This is a genomic window from Mycolicibacterium boenickei (genome assembly GCF_010731295.1).
In the GTDB taxonomy this organism is placed as follows: Bacteria; Actinomycetota; Actinomycetes; order Mycobacteriales; family Mycobacteriaceae; genus Mycobacterium; species Mycobacterium boenickei.
The window spans coordinates 4989837-5011654 of sequence record NZ_AP022579.1 but is presented as its reverse complement, the minus strand read 5'-3'; the positions used below and the strand labels follow the sequence as shown (position 1 = coordinate 5011654).

22 protein-coding genes are annotated in these 21818 nt (G+C 68.4%); 11 read left to right on the top strand and 11 right to left on the bottom strand.

The window, feature by feature from the left end:
* Nucleotides 1–5: 5 nt before the first annotated feature.
* Nucleotides 6–1094, bottom strand: a complete 1089-nt coding sequence (locus G6N57_RS23890; RefSeq protein ID WP_077739112.1) for a GGDEF domain-containing protein — start codon at nt 1092–1094, stop codon at nt 6–8.
* Between the two features lie 188 nt (nt 1095–1282).
* Here G6N57_RS23890 and nhaA point away from each other — a divergent pair, with 188 nt between their 5' ends.
* From nhaA to G6N57_RS23875, 3 genes are read left to right on the top strand one after another with little or no spacing between them, the layout of a single operon-like run.
* Nucleotides 1283–2575 (top strand): Na+/H+ antiporter NhaA, encoded by a 1293-nt coding sequence (gene nhaA, locus G6N57_RS23885; RefSeq protein WP_077739113.1) that lies wholly within the window; start codon nt 1283–1285, stop codon nt 2573–2575.
* Between the two features lie 28 nt (nt 2576–2603).
* The gene (gene dxs / locus G6N57_RS23880; RefSeq protein WP_077739114.1) at nt 2604–4517 is read left to right on the top strand and encodes a 1-deoxy-D-xylulose-5-phosphate synthase; all 1914 of its coding nucleotides are present in this window, start codon (nt 2604–2606) and stop codon (nt 4515–4517) included.
* A 16-nt stretch (nt 4518–4533) separates the two neighbouring features.
* Nucleotides 4534–5433 carry an alpha/beta fold hydrolase gene (locus tag G6N57_RS23875; RefSeq protein ID WP_077739115.1) on the top strand — a complete coding sequence of 300 codons (900 nt, stop codon included), beginning with the start codon at nt 4534–4536 and terminating at the stop codon, nt 5431–5433.
* A 3-nt stretch (nt 5434–5436) separates the two neighbouring features.
* Here G6N57_RS23875 and G6N57_RS23870 read toward each other — a convergent pair whose 3' ends face one another.
* Together G6N57_RS23870 and G6N57_RS23865 are read right to left on the bottom strand one after the other, a co-directional pair.
* Nucleotides 5437–6687, bottom strand: a complete 1251-nt coding sequence (locus G6N57_RS23870; protein WP_077739116.1) for an HRDC domain-containing protein — start codon at nt 6685–6687, stop codon at nt 5437–5439.
* Between the two features lies 1 nt (nt 6688).
* The gene (locus tag G6N57_RS23865) at nt 6689–7270 is read right to left on the bottom strand and encodes a DUF3000 domain-containing protein (RefSeq protein WP_077739117.1); all 582 of its coding nucleotides are present in this window, start codon (nt 7268–7270) and stop codon (nt 6689–6691) included.
* Nucleotides 7271–7381: 111 nt separating this feature from the next.
* On the opposite strand from G6N57_RS23865, the gene hemE reads away from it, so the two are divergent.
* The 4 genes from hemE to G6N57_RS23845 are packed head-to-tail and all read left to right on the top strand — an operon-like array spanning nt 7382 to nt 11275.
* The gene (gene hemE / locus G6N57_RS23860; protein WP_077739118.1) at nt 7382–8443 is read left to right on the top strand and encodes a uroporphyrinogen decarboxylase; all 1062 of its coding nucleotides are present in this window, start codon (nt 7382–7384) and stop codon (nt 8441–8443) included.
* Nucleotides 8440–9795, top strand: a complete 1356-nt coding sequence (locus G6N57_RS23855; RefSeq protein WP_077739119.1) for a protoporphyrinogen oxidase — start codon at nt 8440–8442, stop codon at nt 9793–9795. The genes hemE and G6N57_RS23855 overlap by 4 nt, the downstream gene beginning before the upstream one ends.
* Nucleotides 9796–9799: 4 nt before the next feature.
* Nucleotides 9800–10495, top strand: coding sequence for a hydrogen peroxide-dependent heme synthase (gene hemQ, locus G6N57_RS23850; RefSeq protein WP_077739120.1), 696 nt, complete (start codon nt 9800–9802; stop codon nt 10493–10495).
* 36 nt (nt 10496–10531) lie between these two features.
* Entirely contained in the window at nt 10532–11275 is a 744-nt protein-coding gene (locus G6N57_RS23845) for a class I SAM-dependent methyltransferase (protein ID WP_174814508.1), read from the top strand.
* 15 nt (nt 11276–11290) lie between these two features.
* Here G6N57_RS23845 and msrB read toward each other — a convergent pair whose 3' ends face one another.
* Nucleotides 11291–11707 (bottom strand): peptide-methionine (R)-S-oxide reductase MsrB, encoded by a 417-nt coding sequence (gene msrB, locus G6N57_RS23840; RefSeq protein WP_077739121.1) that lies wholly within the window; start codon nt 11705–11707, stop codon nt 11291–11293.
* A 26-nt stretch (nt 11708–11733) separates the two neighbouring features.
* Between msrB and G6N57_RS23835 the strand changes: the two genes are divergently transcribed.
* A complete protein-coding gene (locus G6N57_RS23835) occupies nt 11734–12546 on the top strand; it encodes a helix-turn-helix transcriptional regulator (RefSeq protein ID WP_133118367.1) in 813 nt (270 codons plus the stop codon).
* A gap of 75 nt (nt 12547–12621) precedes the next feature.
* Nucleotides 12622–13194: a class I SAM-dependent methyltransferase gene (locus G6N57_RS23830; RefSeq protein WP_077739123.1), complete on the top strand. Its 573-nt coding sequence runs from the start codon at nt 12622–12624 to the stop codon at nt 13192–13194.
* Here the strand turns inward: G6N57_RS23830 and aftC are convergent.
* Genes aftC through G6N57_RS23815 form a run of 3 tightly spaced genes read right to left on the bottom strand, consistent with a single transcriptional unit; the run spans nt 13186 to nt 16931 of the window.
* Nucleotides 13186–14490 (bottom strand): arabinofuranan 3-O-arabinosyltransferase, encoded by a 1305-nt coding sequence (gene aftC, locus G6N57_RS23825; RefSeq protein ID WP_077739124.1) that lies wholly within the window; start codon nt 14488–14490, stop codon nt 13186–13188. The two genes, G6N57_RS23830 and aftC, sit on opposite strands and share 9 nt — an antisense overlap.
* 33 nt (nt 14491–14523) lie before the next feature.
* Nucleotides 14524–16101 carry an alpha/beta hydrolase gene (locus G6N57_RS23820; protein ID WP_077741694.1) on the bottom strand — a complete coding sequence of 526 codons (1578 nt, stop codon included), beginning with the start codon at nt 16099–16101 and terminating at the stop codon, nt 14524–14526.
* 59 nt (nt 16102–16160) lie between these two features.
* Nucleotides 16161–16931 carry a pyrimidine reductase family protein gene (locus tag G6N57_RS23815; RefSeq protein WP_077739125.1) on the bottom strand — a complete coding sequence of 257 codons (771 nt, stop codon included), beginning with the start codon at nt 16929–16931 and terminating at the stop codon, nt 16161–16163.
* A 34-nt stretch (nt 16932–16965) separates the two neighbouring features.
* Here G6N57_RS23815 and zapE point away from each other — a divergent pair, with 34 nt between their 5' ends.
* A complete protein-coding gene (zapE, locus tag G6N57_RS23810) occupies nt 16966–18003 on the top strand; it encodes a cell division protein ZapE (protein WP_077739126.1) in 1038 nt (345 codons plus the stop codon).
* On the opposite strand, the gene G6N57_RS23805 is transcribed toward zapE, so the two are convergent.
* The 4 genes from G6N57_RS23805 to G6N57_RS23790 are packed head-to-tail and all read right to left on the bottom strand — an operon-like array spanning nt 18000 to nt 20304.
* Nucleotides 18000–18554, bottom strand: a complete 555-nt coding sequence (locus tag G6N57_RS23805; RefSeq protein WP_077739127.1) for a GNAT family N-acetyltransferase — start codon at nt 18552–18554, stop codon at nt 18000–18002. The two genes, zapE and G6N57_RS23805, sit on opposite strands and share 4 nt — an antisense overlap.
* Nucleotides 18518–19051, bottom strand: coding sequence for a hypothetical protein (locus G6N57_RS23800; protein ID WP_077739128.1), 534 nt, complete (start codon nt 19049–19051; stop codon nt 18518–18520). Before G6N57_RS23800 ends, G6N57_RS23805 begins: the two co-directional genes overlap by 37 nt.
* A gap of 44 nt (nt 19052–19095) precedes the next feature.
* A complete protein-coding gene (locus tag G6N57_RS23795; RefSeq protein WP_077739129.1) occupies nt 19096–19521 on the bottom strand; it encodes a PPOX class F420-dependent oxidoreductase in 426 nt (141 codons plus the stop codon).
* Nucleotides 19522–19560: 39 nt separating this feature from the next.
* Nucleotides 19561–20304 carry a Clp protease N-terminal domain-containing protein gene (locus G6N57_RS23790; protein WP_077739130.1) on the bottom strand — a complete coding sequence of 248 codons (744 nt, stop codon included), beginning with the start codon at nt 20302–20304 and terminating at the stop codon, nt 19561–19563.
* A gap of 168 nt (nt 20305–20472) precedes the next feature.
* On the opposite strand from G6N57_RS23790, the gene G6N57_RS23785 reads away from it, so the two are divergent.
* Nucleotides 20473–21816, top strand: coding sequence for a sensor histidine kinase (locus tag G6N57_RS23785; RefSeq protein ID WP_075924381.1), 1344 nt, complete (start codon nt 20473–20475; stop codon nt 21814–21816).
* Nucleotides 21817–21818 lie beyond the last annotated feature (2 nt).

Below are 21818 nucleotides of genomic sequence, written 5' to 3'. Positions count from 1 at the left end.
CCTGCTCACTCCTGAGCGTCGGGGCCGATCGTCGGGGTGGGGAAGTGGGCGTAGGTGGCCCGGTTGCCGCCCTGGGCCCGCGACTGGTTCATCGCGGTGTCGGCCAGTGCCACGAGCGCGTCGACGATCTGCTGGGTGGGCAGTTCGGTGAGCGGGCGCAACTGGCTGCAGGCCGTGCCGATGCTGGCCGTCAGGCGCATGGGCGTGGTGGTCAGTGCCATACGGATCCGGTTGACCAGCGGCGAGGGATCGTTGGTCTTGAACACGTCGGCGATCAGGAACTCGCTGTCGGACACGTGGGCCAGGGGCACCTTGTGGCGCACCGTCTCGCGGATCGCCTGGGCCACGGCCACGCGGGCGTGCAGGGTGCTGTGGCTGCCGTCCATGTCGCTGAGCAGCGCCATGTCGTCGATGCCGACGGCCACGACCACCAGGTACTGATCGTCGTGGCGGCTGTGGGACCCGAGCATCGTGGCGGTGTGCATGTCGAACGCCTCGCGGTTGAGCAGGCCGGTCAGCGGGTCGATCTCGCCCGGGTGCTGGACGCGGTCGGGTTCGATCAACTCGACGGCCATCCGGCACAGCGCCGAGGTGCTCAGGATGATCAGGACCGCCACCAGCGTGCCGACCACACCGAGCCAGACGTCGGTGACGGCCACCCGCACCCCGAGGAAGGCCACCACGGCACCCGAGGCCAACCAGGTGAGGTGCAGAACCCGGCGGCTGTGCAGGAACGCCGTGTAGGCGGTGATCAGGCTCAGCGAACTGGACCCCATGAGGCCGACGACCGGGTCCACCAGCAGGATGCAGGTGGCCGCGATGCAGGCCGTCCCGATGGCCACCACCGTCCACGACTGGGTGCGGCTGGGCCACTGTCGCCGCCACCACCATTGCGCCAGCGTCAGGCCGCCGACGCTGACCGCCACGGCCACGTATTGGAGGGCGCCGTGCGGACCCTTCGGGCTGACCAGCAACAGCAGCGGGATCAGGCTCAGCCCGACGATGGTCACGCCGACGAGGCGCTGCATCCGGTGGCGCTTGCCCTGCGCAGCGAGCAGGGCGGTACGCGCGTAGTAGTGATCGAATGGACTCAACCCGCACCCCGGACTAATCGACTTCGCCTACACCTTACGTAATCATGAGCACCGGAGTTTTGTCGCCGGTTTGAGGCGCTGCCACGGACTTCGTCGGTATTTGCTCGGACACCTCACCTGTTAGCGTTATCCGCAGGTGTGCCGGGAAGTCTGGTCGGCGTTCGATGCATGCTGACCTCAGGAGCCTGATGAGCGATCGCCGTCAACCCACCAGCCGACGCCTGCTCGCGCGCGGGTCGTGGCCGGAGTGGCAGCGGGTGTCCGAGCTGCTGCGCACCGAGACGGTCGGCGGGGCATTGCTGTTGGCCGCCGCGGGTGCGGCGCTGGTCTGGGCCAATTCGCCGTGGTCCGGTGGCTATCACCGGCTCTCGGAGTTCGTCGTCGGCCCCGAGTCCCTGCATCTGAACCTCAGCCTGTCGGCCTGGGCGGCCGACGGACTGCTGGCGATCTTCTTCTTCGTCGTGGGCGTCGAGCTCAAGCGGGAATTCGTCGCGGGGGACCTGCGTGATCCGGCCCGTGCCGCGCTGCCCATCGCGGCGGCCGTGGGCGGCATGGTGGTGCCCGCGGCCATCTTCGTCGGCATCAACCTGTTCTCCGGCCATCCGGAGAACATCGACGGGTGGGCGGTGCCCATCGCCACGGACATCGCTTTCGCCCTGGCGGTACTGGCCGTGGTGTCCACCCATCTGCCCGCGGCGCTGCGGATTTTCCTGCTGACCCTGGCGGTGGTCGACGATCTGCTGGCGATCACGGTGATCGCCGTGTTCTTCACCGATCACGTGGCGCTCGGGCCGCTGGCGGCCGCCCTGATCCCGATCGGACTGTATGCGGTCGCGGTGCAGCGGGGGGCGCGTCAGTGGTGGATTCTGCTGCCACCGGCCGTGCTGGCCTGGGCGCTCGTGCACGCCAGTGGTGTGCACGCCACCGTGGCCGGCGTGGTGCTCGGATTCACCGTCCCGGTGTTGGGCCGCCACGCTTCGGCCGAGCACTTCGAACACCTGGTCCGGCCGCTTTCGGCGGGGTTCGCCGTGCCGGTGTTCGCGTTCTTCGCCGCCGGTGTGACGGTCGGCGGCTGGTCGGGCTTCGCCAACGCGTTGTCGCATCCGGTGACCATCGGGGTGATCGCCGGCCTGGTGCTCGGCAAACCCATCGGCGTGCTGGGCACCACGTATTTGCTGGCCCGCTTCACCCACGCCAGCCTGGACGAGGATCTCGCCTGGCGGGATGTGCTCGGTGTCGCGATGCTGGCCGGGATCGGGTTCACGGTGTCGCTGCTCATCGGTGAACTGGCCTTCGGACACGCCAGCGTGGCCGACGACGACGTGAAGATCGCGGTGGTCACCGGATCGGTGGTGGCGGGCCTGCTGGCGTCGGTGGTCCTGGTGTCGCGCAACGCCGCATATCGCCGGATCCACCAGCTCGAGACCGTCGATGCGGACCACGACGGTGTGCCCGATGTCTATCAGCCTCGGCAGGACTGACCCCGGGGTGCGTGCGTACACTGGCGGAATGCTTGAACAGGTCCGCGGTCCCGCTGATCTGCAGCACCTGTCACAGTCCCAGTTGACTGATTTGGCACAGGAAATCCGTCAGTTCCTGATCCACAAGGTCGCTGCAACCGGTGGACATCTTGGCCCCAATCTGGGTGTCGTCGAACTCACCCTGGCCCTTCATCGTGTGTTCGATTCGCCGCACGATCCGATCATCTTCGACACCGGCCATCAGGCCTATGTGCACAAGATGCTGACCGGTCGCGCACAGGATTTCGACACCCTGCGGATGAAAGACGGCCTGTCGGGCTACCCGTCGCGCAGCGAGAGCGAGCACGACTGGGTGGAGTCCAGCCACGCGAGCACGGCGCTGTCCTATGCCGATGGTCTGGCGAAGGCCTTCGAGCTGACGGGTCACCGCAATCGCCATGTGGTGGCGGTCGTCGGCGACGGCGCGCTGACCGGCGGCATGTGCTGGGAGGCGCTCAACAACATCGCCACGGGTGGTCGCCCGGTGGTCATCGTCGTCAACGACAACGGCCGCAGCTACGCGCCCACCATCGGCGGGTTCGCCGACCACCTCGCCGGCCTGCGGCTGCAGCCGGCCTACGAGCGCATCCTGGAAGAGGGCCGCAAGGCCGTGCGCGGGCTGCCCGTCGTGGGCGAGTTCTGCTATCAGTGCATGCACAGCATCAAGGCGGGCATCAAGGATGCGGTCGCCCCGCAGGTGATGTTCACCGATCTCGGGATCAAGTACGTCGGTCCGATCGACGGCCACGACGAGCATGCGGTGGAGAATGCGCTGCGCCACGCCCGCGGCTTCAAGGCCCCGGTGATCGTGCACGTGGTGACCCGTAAGGGCATGGGCTACGCGCATGCCGAGAACGACGAAGCGGACCAGATGCACGCGTGCGGCGTCATCGACCCGGAGACGGGGCTGCCGACGAAGGAGTCGGCGCCCGGTTGGACGTCGGTGTTCTCCGACGAACTGGTCAAGATCGGCGCCAAACGGCGCGATGTCGTGGCGATCACCGCGGCCATGCCCGGGCCGACGGGGCTGAGTGTATTCCGGGATCGGTTCCCCGACAGGTTCTTTGACGTCGGCATCGCCGAGCAGCACGCCATGACCTCGGCGGCCGGGCTCGCCATGGGTGGCCTGCATCCGGTGGTGGCGATCTACTCCACCTTCCTCAACCGCGCCTTCGACCAGCTGATGATGGACGTCGCGCTGCACAAGCTGCCCGTCACCATGGTGCTGGACCGGGCCGGTGTCACGGGGCCGGACGGGGCCAGTCACAACGGGGTCTGGGACCTTTCGATCCTCGGCATCATCCCCGGCATCCGGGTCGCCGCCCCGCGCGACGGCGCGCGACTGCGGGAGGAACTGGGCGAGGCGTTGGCTGTCAACGACGGACCGACCGCCCTCCGATTCCCCAAAGGCGATGTGGGCGCAGATATTCCGGCCGTCGAGCGACGCGGTGGGGTCGATGTGCTCGCCGTCCCGGCCGCCGGTCTGACCGACGACGTGCTGCTTGTCGCGGTGGGCTCGTTCGCCACCATGGCCCTCGCTGTCGCCGAGCGGCTGCGCGATCAGGGCATCGGCGTGACGGTGGTGGACCCGCGCTGGGTGCTGCCGGTCCCTGAGGCCATCGGCGAGCTGGCCCGTGCTCACAAGCTGGTGGTCACCGTCGAGGACAACGGTGTGCACGGCGGCATCGGCTCGTCGGTGTCCGCGGCGTTGCGCCACGCAGAGATCGACGTCCCGTGCCGGGATCTCGGTGTCCCGCAGGTCTTCCAGGAACACGCGTCACGTGGCGAGGTACTTGCCGAGGTCGGCCTGACCGATCAGCACATCGCCCGTCAGATCACCGGCTGGATCGCCGCGATCGGTGCGCCGGTGGGCGAGCAGGAAGTCACCCACCGGGTCGACTGACGCCTAGGCTGCGGACATGGACGCCGAACTGCAGAACTGGAAGGACGCCGGGCAGTTCTTCGACTACCTCGGCTTCGACATCTTCTACCGGGTCGAGGGCAGCGGGCCGAATCTCCTTCTCATCCACGGCTATCCGTTCAGCTCATGGGACTGGTCGCTGATCTGGCCCACGCTGACCGAGCGCTTCACCGTCATCGCGCCGGACATGATCGGGATGGGTTTCTCCGACAAGCCCGTCGCCTACGGATACTCGGTACCCGACCACGCCGACATGCACGAGGCGCTGCTGGCTCATCTCGGGGTCGGTAGCGCCCACGTGCTGGCCCATGATCTGGGCGACTCGGTGGGTCAGGAACTGCTGGCCCGCCACGAATTCGGCGGCCGGGCCTACGGCGCGCTGAACATCGAGTCGATCACCTGGCTCAACGGCGGCCTGTTCAACGAGGCCTACACGCCACGGCTGCTGCAGAAGGCGATGTCACGAACGCCTTTGGGCGACATCATGAGTCCGTTGCAGGGCAGCCGGTTGTCGCGCCGCCTCGTGGAGCCGACCATCAACGAGATGTTCGGGGTGAACACCAAGCCGTCGCCGGCGCTCATGGAGAAGTTCCACCAGATCCTGGAGTACAACGACGGTAAGCGGGTCATCCACAAGGTCGGCCGGTTCGTCAATGACCGCTACACGCACCGGAATCGGTGGGTTCGGGCGATGCGGGAGACCGCGGTGTCGATGCGGCTGATCGACGGGCCGTCCGACCCGAACTCGGGGCGGCACATGGCGAAGCGCTATCTCGAGGTGATTCCCGATCCCGACGTGGTGATGCTCGCCGACGACATCGCACACTGGCCGCAGATCGAGGATCCGCAGGCGGTGCTGACCCATTTCCTGGCCCACATCGACCGGGTGAGCGGGTGAGCGTCACTCAGCGGAGCTGAGCGCCTTGGTCAGCACCGGCACCGTCAGCTCCCGCTGCCAGGGCCGGACGTTGGCCTCGACGAGGAACTCCGATACCGCGGTGGCCACATCGCCGACGGGGCGCCAGTCCCAGCACAGCCGGCGCACCACCTCAGGGGTGATCAGGTTCTCGGCAGGTACGGACACCCGCTCTGACAGTTCGGCCAGCCCGGCGCGCGCGGCTTCGAGGCGCGCGGCGGCTTCCGGCTTGCGCCTGGCCCAACGGGCCGCCGGGGGCGGGCCGCTCTGGCTCTCATTGGCCTCGGGAGGATCGGTGTTCTCCCTGGCCCGGTTCAGTGCGTCCAGCCACACCTTCGCGCTCTTGCGCTGTTTCGAACCTCCGAAGACCGGCAGCGCGATGAGCTCGTCGACCGTCTTGGGATTGGCCGTTGCCGCGTTGATGATCGCCGAGTCGGGCAGGATGCGCCCGGGCGCGATGTCGCGGCCGCGGGCGATGGTGTCACGCGTGGTCCACAGCTCGCGCACGGCGGACAGTGCCTGCGGGTTGCGCACCTTGTGAATGCCGGAGGTGCGCCGCCAGCGGTCACGCCGGGTGGGCTGTGCCACGTAGGTGCGCAGATACTCGAATTCCTGTGCAGCCCAGTCGGTTTTACCCTGTTCTTCGAGGACGGCGGCGATTGCGTTGCGCAATTCCAGCAGCACCTCGACGTCCAGGGCGGCGTAGTTGAGCCATTCCGGCGGCAGTGGTCGCTTGGACCAGTCGGCCGCACCGTGCCCCTTCATCAACTGCAGGCCGAGCAACCGTTGCACCATCGCGGCCAGGTTGACCCGCTCGAAGCCGGCCAGGCGGCCCGCCAGCTCGGTGTCGTAGAGTTTGCCCGGGCGCAGGCCGATCTCGGACAGGCACGGCAGGTCCTGGTCTGCGGCGTGCAGCACCCATTCGTCGGCGGCCAGGGCTTCGGCCACCGGCGCCATCGCGTCGATGGGGGAGCCGCCGTGGTTGACCGGGTCGATGAGTGCGGTTCCCGAGCCGGCGCGGCGGATCTGCACCAGGTACGCGCGGTTGGAGTAGCGGAAGCCGGACGCACGTTCGGCGTCGATCGCGAAGGGTCCGCTGCCTTTGGCGAGAGATGTTGCTGCGGAAGATATTTCACCGGAGGTGACGCAGACTTCTGGCACCCCTTCGGCGGGGGAGAGCAGTGGGGTTGCTTCGGCCTCGTCGGGCTCGGCAGAGTCTGGGTCTTGGTCGGTCATCTCAAGCGCGGGTACGGGAACTCAGGTCGGTGACACCTGCCGGGGGCAGCCCTGCGGCGTGCTCAAGCACTTCACAGAATGCCTCCACATGCGGTCCCAACTCCAGATCGGTCGCGGTCCAGGAGGCACGCAGCTCGAGCTGGTGTGCCCGCGGTGGGCCGGATATGTCACCGTAGCGCACCGAGGTGGTGGCGGTGACGGTGCCGCCGAGTGCGGTGACGTGCTCGGCACGCGACTCCAGGGCGTCCACGAGCCAGCTCCAGGCCACCTCGGGCAGCAGCGGGTCGACGGCCTCGCTGGAGTCGAGGTCGGCCTGGATGTAGGCGACCAGTCGCATGGTGCCGTCCCAGGCCTCGGCTCCGTCGGGGTCGTGCAGCAAGATCAGCCGGCCGAACGCGTCGCCCTCGGAGCGCTCCGGGACGACTGCCATATCGGGATGTCGGACCTCGGCGCCCAGCGCGTAGCTGTAAGGCGCCAACCGCTGTGGCGGGCGTATCGGACCCAGTTCGATTTCTGGCCGCACGGTGGTGGCATTCATCGCCGCCACCGCCGTCCGGAACTGGGCCGGTTCGGCAGAGGTCACGGCGTTTGACGCTAGCGGATACTGTCAGGACAGGACGCAGGCGCGCCGTAGTGGGGGCGTCACGAACCGGCAACGGTCTGCGCCCGCGGGCACGTGGCACCATAGGAGCCGATGAATACCCGCCGGGAGCTGCCCGATTCCCCGTATCTTGCCGCCGCGAGCGGCCGCGCCCCGCACCGTGTACCGGTGTGGTTCATGCGGCAGGCCGGCCGCTCGTTGCCGGAGTACCGCGCGCTGCGCGCCCAGCATCGGATGCTGGAGGCCTGCTTCGACCCCGAACTGGTCTGCGAGATCACGCTGCAGCCGGTGCGCAGGCACGGCGTGGACGCGGCGATCCTGTTCTCCGACATCGTGGTGCCGCTGAAGGCGGCCGGGATCGGTCTGGACATCGTCCCCGACGTCGGACCGGTCATCGAACACCCGATCCGGTCGGTCGCCGACGTCGAGGACATGAAACCGCTTGAACCGGGGCAGGTTTCACCGGTCACCGAGGCGGTCTCGATGTTGGTGCGCGAGTTGGGCGACGTGCCGCTGATCGGCTTCGCGGGCGCGCCGTTCACGCTGGCCTCCTACCTGGTGGAGGGCGGCCCCAGCCGGCACCATGAGCGCACCAAGGCGATGATGCTGGGGGAGTCGGCTACCTGGCATGCGCTGATGAGCGCGCTGACCGATCTGACCATCGAGTTCCTGCAGGCCCAGGTCGACGCGGGGGTGGACGCGCTGCAGGTGTTCGATTCGTGGGCCGGGACGCTGTCGTTGGCCGACTACCGCGCCTACGTGCTTCCCCACACCACCCGGGTGTTCGCCACCATGGCCGCGGCCGGCGTGCCGATGACGCATTTCGGCGTCGGCACGGCCGAACTGCTGGGGGCGATGTCCGAGGCCCTGGGCCCGGCACCGGCCACCATGGTCGGGGTGGACTGGCGCACCTCGCTGGTCGACGCCGCGGCCCGGGTCAAACCGGGCAGCGCGCTGCAGGGCAACCTCGATCCGGTGGTGCTGCTGGCGGGTTGGCCGGTGGCCGAGGCGGCGGTGCGGCGGGTCGTCGAGGACGGGCGCGCGGCGGTGGCGGCCGGGGCGGCCGGTCACGTCTTCAACTTGGGCCACGGTGTGCTGCCGGCGACCGATCCCGGCATCATCACCGAGGCGGTGACGCTGGTGCACTCGCTGTGAGTGCCACCTATTGCGTTGTCGGCGGCGGCATTTCAGGCCTCGTCGCGGCGTACCGGTTGAGGCTCGCGGCCGGACCGCGGGCTCAGATCACGCTGCTCGACCCGGCTGACCGGCTGGGCGGGGTGCTGCGCACCGAGCGGGTCGGCGGGCAACCGTTCGATGTCGGGGCCGAGGCATTCATCGTCCGCCGGCCGGAGATGCCGGATCTGCTCGCCGAGCTGGGCCTGGCCGGTCGTCAGATCAGTCCCACGGGCACCCGCCCCCTGATCTACAGCGGTGCCCGGCTGCATCAGCTGCCGCAGGGCACCTTGCAGGGCATTCCCGCCCAGGCGTCCTCGCTGCTCGGTCTGGTCGACGACGAGACGGTCGCCCGCATCCTCGACGAGCGCAACCGGCCGCTGCGATGGAACCGCGGTGCCGATCCGGCGGTCGCCGACCTGGTCGGTGACCGGTTCGGGACACAGGTGGTGACCCGGTCGGTGGACCCGCTGCTCACCGGTGTGTACGCAGGGTCCTCGGCGACGATCGGGTTGCGCTCGGCGGTGCCGTCGCTGGCGGCCGCTCTGGATCGCGGGGCGCGAAGCCTCACCGATGCGGTGCGTGAGGCGCTGCCGCCACCGTCGGATGCGCCCGTGTTCGGGGCCGTCGACGGTGGTTACACGGTGCTGCTGGAGGAACTGCGGCGGCGGGCCGATGTGCGGTGGGCGCAGGTCGCCGCGGTGCGGGTGGACCGCCGCGGACAGGGCTGGTCGGTGCTCGACGACGAGGGCGCGAGTTGGTATGCCGACGCGGTGATGCTGGCGGTCCCGGCCCCGCACCTGCCCTCGCTGATCGAACACATCGCCCCGCGTACTGCGGCGGCGGCCCGGCGTATCCGGGTGGCCTCGGCGGCGGTGGTGGCCCTGGCTCTGCCGGGCGGAACGCCGTTGCCGCAGCAGTCCGGGGTCCTGGTGGCCGCGGGCGAACGGCTCAATGCAAAGGCGATCACGATGTCCTCGCGCAAGTGGGGCCGGCGCGGGAATGTCGAGATGGTGCGGTTGTCCTTCGGCCGCTACGGCGACGACATGGCTCGCAGTACTGGGGACGAGGACCTGCTGGCCTGGTCGGCGCGCGATCTGAACGCGCTGTTCGGGGTCGCGGTGGAGCCGGTGGACAGTCACGTGCACCGGTGGATCGACGCGATGCCCCAGTACGGCCCCGGCCACCCCGATCTGGTCGCTGAACTTCGTGCGGGCCTGCCCCCGACGCTCGCCGTGGCCGGCGCATATCTGGACGGGATCGGGGTGCCGGCGTGTGTGGGCACCGCCACCCGGGCGGCCGCGGAACTGGTGTACAGCGGCGTGGCACGATAGGCGTATGGCCAAGCTCGACTACGACGAACTCAACTCCACGATCCGCTACCTGATGTTCTCGGTGTTCGCGGTGAGCCCGGGGGAACTGGGTGAGGAACGCACCCAGATCACCGAAGAGGCCGCGGCGTTCTTCAAGACCCAGGAAGAGCGTGGAGTGGTCGTGCGCGGCCTGTACGACGTGGCCGGCCTGCGGGCCGACGCCGACTTCATGGTCTGGACCCACGCCGACAACATCGAGGCGCTGCAGGCGACCTACTCGGACTTCCGCCGCACCACCGCGCTGGGCCGGATCAGCGACCCGGTGTGGAGCAGCGTTGCGCTGCACCGCCCGGCCGAGTTCAACAAGAGCCATGTCCCGGCGTTCATCGCCGGTGAGGATCCGGGCAACTACATCTGCGTGTACCCGTTCGTGCGCTCCTACGAGTGGTACCTGCTGCCCGACGAGGAGCGTCGCCGCATGCTGTCCGAGCACGGCATGGCCGCCCGCGGCTACAAGGACGTGCGGGCCAACACCGTGCCCGCGTTCGCCCTGGGCGACTACGAGTGGATCCTGGCCTTCGAGGCGCCCGAACTGCACCGAATCGTCGACCTCATGCGCGATCTGCGGGCCACCGACGCCCGTCGCCACACCCGCGAGGAGACGCCGTTCTTCACCGGCCCGCGGGTCAGCGTCGAGGATCTGGTCGCCAAGCTGCCCTGACCAGGGTCTTTAGTTAGCGGGTCTACCCTCGCGGGCATGACTGCTCCGCAAGAATCCGATCATTTCGAAGAGATGTACCGCGACGAGCGGACATCGCACGGCCTGCCCGCCGCGACCCCGTGGGATATCGGTGGGCCGCAGCCGGTCGTGCAGCAGCTCGTCGCCTTGGGTGCGGTCAAGGGGGAGGTGCTGGATCCGGGTACCGGTCCCGGTCACCACGCCATCCACTATGCGTCAAAAGGGTTGTCGGCCACGGGTGTTGACGCGTCACCGGCCGCGATCGAGCGGGCCCGGCAGAACGCGCAGAAGGCCGGCGTGACGGTGGATTTCCGGGTGGCCGACGCCACGAGGCTCGACGGGCTGGAGGGGAAGTTCGACACCGTCGTCGACACCGCGTTCTACCACGTCTTCACCGGTGAGCCCGAAATGCAGAAGTCGTACGTACGCGCCCTGCACCGGGCCACCAAACCTGGTGCGCGGCTGTACATGTACGAGTTCGGTGAGCACAACGTGAACGGCTTCAAGATGCCGCGTTCGATGACTGCCGACGATTTCCGCGGGGTGCTTCCCGACGCCGGGTGGGAGATCACCTATCTCGGCACCACGACGTATCAGGGCAACGTCAGCGTCGAGGTCTTCGAGACGATGGCTGCGCGTGACACCGACATGGCCGACCAGATGGCCCCGGTGCTGGAGCGACTGCGCGTCATCGAGCCGTGGCTGGTCGACGGCCGGGTGCACATGCCGTTCTGGGAGGTGCACGCCACCCGCGTCGACTGACCCCCGCCTTTGGGGTCAGGTGGTCTTGGGCACCAGCTTCAGCGAGATGGAGTTGATGCAGTACCGCTGATCGGTCGGGGTGGGGTAGCCCTCGCCTTCGAACACATGACCCAGGTGGCTGTGGCAGTTGGCGCACAGCACTTCGACGCGGCGCATGCCGAGCGAGGTGTCCGAGCGTAGGATCACCGCGGCCGAATCGGCCGGATCGAAGAACGACGGCCACCCGCAATGGGATTCGAACTTCTCGCTGCTGCGGAACAACTCGGCGCCGCAGGCCCGGCACTCGTACACGCCTTCGGTCTTGGTGTCGGTGTACTCACCGGTGAAGGGCCGTTCGGTGCCGGCCCGGCGCAGCACCGCGAACTCCTCGGGGGTCAGCTTCTCGCGCCACTCGTCATCGGTCAGTTGCAGCTTGGGACCGTCGGTCGTCATGAACCCAAATTACGTGGTGTCCGCCGGTGCGCGCCAGGTACGACGGATCCGTACAAGCGCAGGCCGCCGTCGGCGCGCTAGCCTGCGGTATGGGCGGCAGCTGGCTCACCAGGCCCGGCATGACGGCGGTGGTGGGTTCGTTCGGTGACATCGAGGTGCACCACCATCCCGCGGTGCAGCTCGCGGTCGGGATCGGTGGCCCACTGGTGTTGGTGTCCGGCGACGGTGCCGAACAGCGCTGCTCCGTCGCGGCGGTGGCCGGCGGTACCCGGCATGCGATGCGGCCGGGCGGCGCGAGTGCGGCGCTTTCGGTGTATCTGGGTGCTGAAACATCCACTGCGACAACGCTCAACGCCGTGATCCGGGCGCACGGTGACCATGCCGGCCTGTGGGCGATCGGCGGTGCCGATTCACTGGCGGCGTCGGTGGCCGACGCGGTGCGGGCCGAGGATCTCGCCGGTGCGGCGGAGATGGTCATCGACGCGCTGCTGGGCTGGTTCGGCGCCGACACCGAGGCAGCGGTGCACCCGCAGGTGCGCGAGGCGATCCAACTCGTCACGGCCCGGATCCCGAGTCGCACCGATCTGGGCTCGGTGGCCGGCGAGGTGGCGATGTCGGCGGACCATCTTGGCCGGCTTTTCCGCAAACAGACCGGGACGTCGTTCGGGGCGATGGCGCGGTGGACGCGCCTGCTGTCCGCGCTCGAGCATCTCGGCGCGGGGGCGTCGATCACCGATGCGGCGCATCTGGCCGGGTTCGCCGACGGCGCGCATGCCACCCGGGTGTGTCGTGAGCTGACCGGTATCGCCCCCAGTGACGTGGCGCGGGCATTGGGCTGATCGGACGGATCCGTTCAAGCGTTGCCCCGCGATTCGGCGCGATGCTCGACGCACACACCGAGGACAGGAGCTCCCATGCCGGCAATGTCACAGATCGAGCGCGCCTTCTGCAAGACGGCGCTGTGGCGAACGGGGACCGGGCAGGCAGTGCTCGGCAGCATCCCGATCGATCGGCTGGGCCACGATGTGCTCGAAATCGGCTCGGGCAGTGGCGATATCGCAGTTCGACTGCGGCAGGCGAAACCGGAGCTGGCCATCACCGCGACCGACTTCGACCCGGCCATGGTGCGCACCGCGGCCCGGCGATTGCAGAGGTTCCCGGATGTGACGGTGCGCGGGGCCGACGCCACCGATCTGCCGTTCGCCGACGACTCCTTCGACTCCGTGCTCAGTTGCCTGATGCTGCACCACATCGTGGAGTGGGAGAAGGCGATCGCCGAGATCGCCCGGGTGCTGCGGCCCGGTGGTGTGTTCACCGGCTACGACCTGACCCGCACTCCGATGGCGACGGCGATCCACCGGCTCGACCGGTCACCGTTCCGGTTGGTGAATCCCGGCGAACTCGACGACGTCTGCGCGCGCCACGGTCTGCAGATGCAGACCCGGACCCGGCTGGCGGGTCAGGTCATGCAGTTCACCTCAGACTGACGCGGCTTCCTTGTCCTTGGCCTCGGGACGGCTCAGCCACGGCGGGTCGATACCTCCGTCGAGCCTGCCGTCCTGTTTGGCGTCCAGATACCGGAAGTACAGCACGCAGAACACCACGACCAGCATCAGCGACCAGCCGTAGGTGATCTTCATGTACTCCAGGAACCGCCCGGTGGTGGGCCAGCGCCACAGCAGCCAGCGGTCCATCGTCATGAACCCGTAGACCGCCAGCCAGGCCGGCCAGTTACGGAGAACCGAGTTCGGCAGGACCACGGTCATCAGGAACGGGAACAGCGTCATCGAGTAGTAGCCCTGGGCCAGCGAGAGCACCAGCCACGAGGTGATCAGCAGCACGCCCGAGGACGTCAGCATCCAGAACAGTTGATCGCGCTCGCGGTAGTAGCGGTACAGCAGCCACAGGCTGACCGCGGCGAGTACCACGAATGTCACCCGCAGCGCGACGATCAGCCACATCGGCAGCCCGTAGTAGATGCCGTTGCCCAGGATGGCGGAGTTGAAGTAGTCGCGGGTCTCCATGATGTAGGGCAGCGTGTTGCGGACGAAGCCCATCGGGTCTGCCGACAGCGGCCAGGCGACGGCGTTGAACACGACGGGCACCGCGATCGCCGTCACCAATGCACGCCACTGCCGGTTGAGCAGCGGCAGGAGCAGCAGCACGCCGAGCAGTGGTTTGACCACCAGCGTCATCCCGATCGCCGCGCCGGCCCACCACTGATGTCCCACCTTCCCCGACAGCAGCCAGGTGAAGAACAGCACCTCGGCGAGCAGGATGCAGCCGTTGATGTTGGTGAAAACCAATGTGTTGGTCACCGATTCGGTGCAGAACATGGCCAGCAGCAGAGCCGGCAGCGCCACCGAGGTGAGCGAGAACTTGAAGAGGCGCACCAGAAGGGCGGCCGCAATGATGACGGCCACCGCGTTGATCGCGACGAACCAGAAGCGGGAGGCGAACTCCGGCAGGAAGCCGAACGGGGACAGCAGCAGCGTGCCGCCCGGGGGATACAGGTAGTGCGGGTCGACGTAGCTGAAGTGCTCGTTGTAGATGGCCCAGTGCCGTCGGAAGTTCGACACCGCGCGGTACACCGGACCGAAGTCGTCGGTGATGTAGCCGTTGGTGGCCAGCACGTAGCTGCGATGGATGATCGACAGGATCGCGAGCGGCCACAGCACCGAACGCAGCACCGAGGCGGTGCTCGGCGGGGTGGTGCGAGGACGGAAAAGGTTCAGAAGACCGAATCTGACTGGATTGGTCGTGGATTCTGCTTCGGCCACCAGCGAACCTTATACCGACGCCGATCAGGCCCGGCGTCAGGCGGGACAGTACGTGTCGGTCTCGGGCAGTTTGCCGCTGTCGAGATAGCCCGTCAACGGGGGCAGAGCGCACGCGGTGTAGATGCTGGCGCCGTGGCCGATGCCCTGCCACATCACCCGGCGGTTGTTGGCACCGGCGTTGATGATGGTCGCGGCGACGGCCGCGACGCCCTCGCTGCCGACGATCGGATCGTTGCGCACGCCGAGCAGCAGCACCGGAATCTTGAGGTCCTGCGGGTCTTTCGGTGCGGTGCCGCTGGGCCAGTTGAGGCATTTGACGAGGTTCAGTGCGCCGACGGCGCCGAACTGCGGGTAGAGCTTGCCCCAGGCGACCACCAGCTCACGGACGCGGTCCGGGGTCGGCCGGTTCAGCGCGTCGCTGCAGGAGTTGACGAATTGGCCGTCGGTCTGGCGCAGGCCGTCGGTCTGGGTGATCAGGGCCGAGATCGGGCCTGCGTCACCGGCGCGAGCCGCGGCCAGGGCCGTCGCCAGGTTGTTGGTCGCGGCGATCCGGTCGCCTTGCGGGAAGCCCATTCCGGTGGTGATCGCGTCGGCCAGGGTGGCCACCGAGGCCCCGCCGGGGCCGCGTCCGGCGCGCGCATCGGCCAGTAGCGCGTCGACGGCGCCCTTCGGATCGGGAGCCAGCGGGCAGTTGGTGGCCACGCACTGCGCGGCGAACGCGTCCAGCGCGGCCTGCTGGCCCTTGACGCGTTGCTCGGCGGCGGTCTCGGCACCGACTGCCAGCGGCAGCGGGGAGTCGAGGGCCAGTCGCGACACCTTGTTGGGATGCAAACCGGCGTAGGCCAGGGCCACCTGTGCGCCGTTGCCGATGCCCAGCAGCGCCAGGGTCGGCACGTCCCAGGTGCTGCGCAGCCGCTCCAGATCCTCGGCCGCGTGCGCGTTGTCGTAGGCCGAGTCGCCAGGGGCGATGGTGTCGGTGCAACTGGTGGTGGCGGTCATGGTGACCGCGCCGAGGTTGGCCACCGGATCGTCGCCGGCCTGAAACTGGGTCTGGTCCAGCATTTCCTGACGGTCGTAGACGTCGCGGCAATCGAGTGCGCCGGACATGCCCATGCCGCGCCGGTCGACGGCGACGATGGGGTGGGTCTTGAGGATGTCGGTTCCCGAGCGCGCCAACCAGGTCGGCAGCTGCACCGAGCTTGGGATGTCGGATCCGGTGGTCATCACCAGCGGACCGGCGTCGGGCGGGGTCTGGGGCGAACGGGCCCGCACCACGCCGATGCTGACCGTGCCGGTGGCCCCGTTGATCGAGTCGAGGTCGGCGTCATAGCTCGCGCACTCCAGCGTGACGTCGGCGGGCGGCTGGATTCCGGCGCTGTTGAACACCCGGGGGGTGCAGTCCCGCCAGGACAGGTCGTTCTTGGGCGCGTCGATACCGGGCGGACCGGGCGGGGCCGCCGACGTGGACTCGGGCTGTCCCTGCGGGTGGGCGCCGGAGTTGGTGGCGTAGCGCGGATCTGCGGCGAACAGTGGTGAGCAGGAGGTGAGCAGTAATGACAGGACGGGCGCGGCGACCGCCGATCTCCTCAGGGCTTTCACCAGCTGATGACGCATGCTGACCACAGTAGCGACACGTGCTGAGCCGATGCTCCTTGCGCAAGCGCTCGTCGGCGCTACCCGCGGACGTAGCGCGTGTAGAGGTAGCCCTCGTCGTCGGTGAGCAGGTGTGCCGGCCGCATCCGGGTGTGCGCCTGGCCCGGACCGGTGGCGATGCGCCGGGCCACCCCGCCGACCAGGATCGGTGCCACGGTCAGGCACAGCTCGTCGAGTAGGTCGTTCTCGATGAGCAGACTCAGCAGCGACGGGCCGCCCTCGGTCAGCACCCGGAAGAGCTTGCGTTCGGCCAGGATTCGCAGTGCCACGCCCGGGTCGACGCGCGTCGGGTCCGCGCCGGACGCGTCGAGTACCTCGGCGACCGCGCCCAGCCGGTGCCGTGCATCGGCGACGGTCTTGGCGGCGGTGAGGATCAGCGGCGGTGTCTCGGTGCGGGTGAAGAACTTGGCGTCATGGTCGAGCTCGGCCGATGCGGTGATGACGGCGATCGGCGGCACCTCTGCCTGCCCGCGGCGCTGGCGTTCCTGCCGTTGCGCCGGCGACAACTGCACACCGGAGTAGTTCTCGATCCGCACCGTCGCCGCGCCCATCAGGATGACGTCGGCGGTGTGGCGCATGAGATTGAACACAGCCCGATCGCCCGGGCTGCCCAGCCCACCGGACTTGCCGTCCTCGGTCGCACCACCGTCCAGGCTGCTGATCATGTTGCCACGCACCCAACATCTCTGCAGGTCATCGGGATATGCGTAGTAGTCGGCCAGTTGTCCGTCGGCGATCTTTTCGACGTTTCCCAGCACGGTCAGGTCAGTCCCGGCGGTGTCATCGGACATGAACTGAATTGGAGCACGTCGTTACGCTGCCTGAATGCACGGGTCCAGCGGCGTCGCTCATCTCGCCGATCGTCATCCCACTGTCACGCCGGAGCGGCTGGTCGCACAGCTGATCCCGCCGCCGACGTTCGCCGACGTCAGCTTCGACAGCTACCGCCCGGATCCCGCCGAACCCTCCCAGGCCGCCGCGGTGGAGTCCTGCCGCAGCTTCTGCGAACAGGCCGCGATTCGACGGGCGGGCAAGAAGAAGCTGTTCGGCAAGCGCGAGGTGCTGCCCGGGGTCGGGCTGTACCTGGACGGCGGATTCGGCGTCGGCAAGACCCACCTGTTGGCCTCGACGTATTACACGCTGTCGCAGGGGGAGGCGCCGACGGCGTTCGCCACGTTCGGCGAGCTGACCCAGCTGGCCGGCGTGTTCGGCTACAACGAGTGCATCGACCTGCTGTCGGAGTACTCGGTGGTGTGCATCGACGAGTTCGAGCTCGACGACCCGGGCAACACGACGCTGATCTCGCGGTTGCTCTCGGCGTTGGTGGAGCGCGGTGTGTCGATCGCGGCCACCTCGAACACCCTGCCCGAACAGCTCGGCGAGGGCCGATTCGCCGCCCAGGACTTCCTGCGGGAGATCAACACGCTGGCTCAGATCTTCACCACGGTGCGGATCGAGGGGCCTGACTACCGCCATCGCGACCTGCCGCCTGCCCCCGAGCCGTTGTCGGACGACGAGGTGGCGCAGCGGGCCGAGGGCGTCGTCGGCGCGACCCTCGACGATTTCGACGGCCTGTGCGCGCATCTGGCCACCATGCACCCGTCGCGCTACCACGCGCTGATCGAAGGAGTCACCGAGGTGTTCATCACCGGGGTGCACCCGATCGAGGATCAGAGCGTGGCGCTGCGGCTCGTGGCGTTGACCGACCGGCTGTACGACGCGGGCGTGCCGGTGCTGGCCTCAGGGACCAAGCTGGACACCATTTTCAGCCCGGAGATGGTGGCCGGTGGGTTCCGGAAGAAGTACCTGCGAGCGACCTCGCGTCTGCTGGCCCTGACCGCTGCCGCGCAGAAGACCGCTTAGACCGGTCGGACCATCACGTAGTCGTTCTCGGTGCCGGTCCCGAGCCGGAAGGTCTTGGTGCCGCTGACGGTGAAGCCGTTCTTGGCGTAGAAGCGTTGCGCGCGTTGGTTCAGTTGGTTGACGCCCAGCCACACACAGCTCGCGCCGGATCGGGTCCCGGCGTCCAAGGCCGCGGTCATCAGCGCCTGGGCCACGCCGGCGCCATGGTGGTCGGGCAGCACGTAGATCTTCGACAGCTCCAGCGCCGGCCGCAGCGCCACCGCTCGCTGGACGGCGTCGTCGTCGGGGACGCCGTGAATCAGCATGGCGTATCCCGTGATTGAGGTGTCCCGTGCCACCAGCACGATCCGGTTCGGGTCGGTGAGGTACTCGCCGAAGCGTTCCGCGGAGAGGTTCTCGGCGATGAAGGCGGCGACGTTGTCGGGCGTCGCGGACGGGGGACAGGCCAGCGGAAAGGTGACGGCCGCGACGGCGGCGAGTTCCGGAAGGTCGGCTGCCGCGGCGCGCGTGACTATCAAGGCAGGGGCGCGCCGGGCTGCCACAGATTCCACTGCGCCAGGTGCTTGCCCGACTTGGTGTCGGTCAGCACCACGTTGGTGACCAGGGCGCGGTAGACGTCCCAGTAGACGTCGCCGTTGACGGTGGCGCCAGGGGGCGCGTTGCGCAGCGCCTCTTCGAGCCGGTTGGGCGCGTCGGTGTGCTTGGGCGCGTAGGCGTCCGCGTACGGGGTGACGCCGTTGAACGTGAACGCCAGTGCCATCGCGTAGGGGTTGGGTGCCTGGATGGTGGTCACCGTGATCGGGACCCGCCACGGACCGCCCTGGGCGCGCCACCGTGGCGAGCCGTTCCAGCCCCAGCCGGGCGGAACGTCGCTGGCGAGCACGTCGTGCACAGTGACGTCGGCGATGATGCCGTTGGCAGTCTGGACCCGCAGGGTGTCGCCGATGTTGCCGATGGGTGTGCCTTCGGCCGAGGCCGCCGGCGGGGCCACGAGTGCGGTGACAGCCACCACCATGGCCGTGAACATGAGCGCAAACCAGCGAGGCATCCAGGCATGATCGCACACAGTGAAACGTGTTACAGCCGGATGGGTCAGGACACCCAGGGGCCGACGCCGCCCACCTTGTCGATCCGGATCCGGGTGAGCCAGCCCGGCGGCGCGTCCTTCGGGGGGAACGGAACGTCGGGAGCGGCCAGGGTCTGGGCCAGTTCCTTGAGGAGTTCCGGTGCGCCGCCTTCGACGATGCGGGCAGTGCCGGTGATCGCCAGGTAAGGGCGCATCACCTCGCCCACCCGACCCGGGTCGATGATCGTCACCGCGACCCGGGGATCGCGGCGGACATTGCGGACCTTCTTGTGTTCGGACAGGTGGGCCGTGACGAGTTCATCGCCGTCGGGGGTGGACTGCAACGCCACCCAGACCAGCGTGACCTGTGGGCTGCCGTCCGGGTTCAGCGTGACCAGCGTGGCGTCGGCCCCTGCGCCGATCAGTTCGCGTGCGGCGTCGTTGAGTATCACGGTTGGTTCTACGGATGGCCGGCCGCCTTCATTCCCGGCTCATTCTTCGGCGGCCTGGTCTTTGGCCATGAACGGTGCCAGCGCGGCGGCCAGGTCGGTCTCGAATCGTTGCGGGTCGGCGCCGAGGCGGTGCAGTGGTCCGTCCTCGTCTTCGGCCTCGGCCAGGGCGAGCAGGATGTGTTCGGTGCCGATGTAGTTGTGGCCGAGCCGAAGTGCTTGGCGGAAGGTCAGTTCCAGTGCCTTCTTGGCGCCGCCGTTGAACGGGATCAGGGCCGGGACCTCGCCGGCCGGCGGCGGCAGGGTGATGGCGTCCCGGGCCGACTCCTCGGTGATGCCTTGACCCGCAAGGAGTTTGGCGGCAAGGCCGTCGGGTTCGGCGAACAGTGCCAGCAACAGGTGCTCGGGCGTGATCTCGGCGTTGCCTGCCGCGTGCGCGGTGTTCTGGGAGACAACGACCACGTTGCGGGCGCGCGGGGTGAACCGGCCGAATCCGGCGTTGGGGTCGAGGGTGGCCGGGTCGAAATCGGGAACCTTCGGTACGAACCGTTTCTGGGCGGCCTGCTTGGTGACGCCCATGGCCTTGCCGATGTCGGTCCAGGAGGCGCCGGAGCGCCGGGCCTGGTCGACGAAATGTCCGATGAGGTGGTCGGCGATGTCGCCGAGGGCATCTGCGGCGATCACGGCGTCGATCAACTGCTCGAGGGGTTCGGTGTGCGCCTTCTTGATCGCGCCGATGAGGTCGTCGAGGCGGACGGGGTTGGTGAGGGTGACTGGCTTGGTCATGGCGTCAACTCTAGGTTGACGATAGCGGGTCGTCAACCAAAAGTTGACGATGGTCGGGCGTCGGCGACCGGAGCGCCGGGCATCCGCCCGTGCGGATCGGGCAAGATAGCGCCGGTGAATCTCGAAGAGCGCGTGCTCAACCTGTTGCGGCCGGTGCTGCGGCCGGTGATGCGGGTGCTGTCGCTGCGCACCATCGTCATCGTCGGTGCGCTGTCGGTGGTGGTCACCGTGATCACGCTCGGGACCTGGGTGTGGCTCGGCGTCACCAACGACCAGTACAGCCAGCTGGACCGGCGTCTCGATTCGTTGAGCAGTCTCGGCGACGTGAGCACGCTGCTCAGCGCGACGAAGCAGGGCGCGGCGGACAAGTCCATGCCCGACGACGGCGGCCTGGTCCGCACCGCACACATCGGCGGTGTCAGTGTCTCGGTCCCCAGCGACATCGTCTTGCCCAAGCTGGAGAACGGTTACGCCAACACCACGATCGACGGGGTCGAGTACCGCGTGCGCACGTTCACCGCCGGTCCGGCCAGCATCGCGCTCGGGGCGCCGCTGGCCGAGACCCAGCGCCGGATCGACGAGCTGCACCTGCGCGTGCTGTTGATCTGCGGCGGTGTCATCGGCAGCACCATCGTGGTGGGTTGGATGATCTCGCTGGTGATGATCACGCCGTTCCGGCTGCTGGCGCAGCAGGCGCGGGCCATCAACGCCCAGTCCAAGCCCGACGAGGTGCAGGTGCGCGGTGTGCGCGAGGCCGTGGAGATCGCCGAGGCCGTCGAGGGCATGCTGGCGCGCATCGGCAACGAACAGGAACGCACCAAGGCCGCGCTGGAGTCGGCCCGCGACTTCGCCGCGGTGGCCTCTCACGAGCTGCGCACGCCGCTGACGGCGATGCGCACCAATCTGGAAGTGCTGTCCACCTTGGACATGACCGCCGATCAGCGCCAGGAGGTGATCGGGGACGTGCTGCGCACGCAGAGTCGTATCGAGGGCACCTTGACCGCGCTGGAGCGGTTGGCGCAGGGGGAGTTGACCACGGTCGAGGACTTTGTGCCGATGGATGTCACCGAACTGCTCGACCGCGCGGCGCACGACGCGTTGCGCACCTATCCGGGCTTGCGGGCCACGCTGATGCCCTCGCCGACGGTGCTGATGCTCGGCATGCCGGCGGGCCTGCGTCTGGTGATCGACAATGCCATCGCCAACGCCGTCAAACACGGGGGTGCCACCGAGATCCGGCTCAGCGCGGTCAGTTCGGCCGACGACGTGCAGATCGTGGTCGACGACAACGGTTCCGGGGTGCCCGAGGCGGAGCGGGCCGAGGTGTTCGAGCGGTTCGCCCGGGGCTCGACCGCGTCGCGTTCAGGGTCCGGGCTGGGCCTGGCTCTGGTGGCCCAGCAGGCCGAATTGCACGGTGGCACAGCGGCTTTGCTGGAGAGTCCGCTGGGCGGAGCGCGGTTGTTGTTGCGGCTGCCGCTGAGACGGGCGCGCGTGGAGGACGCGCCGTTCTGAGT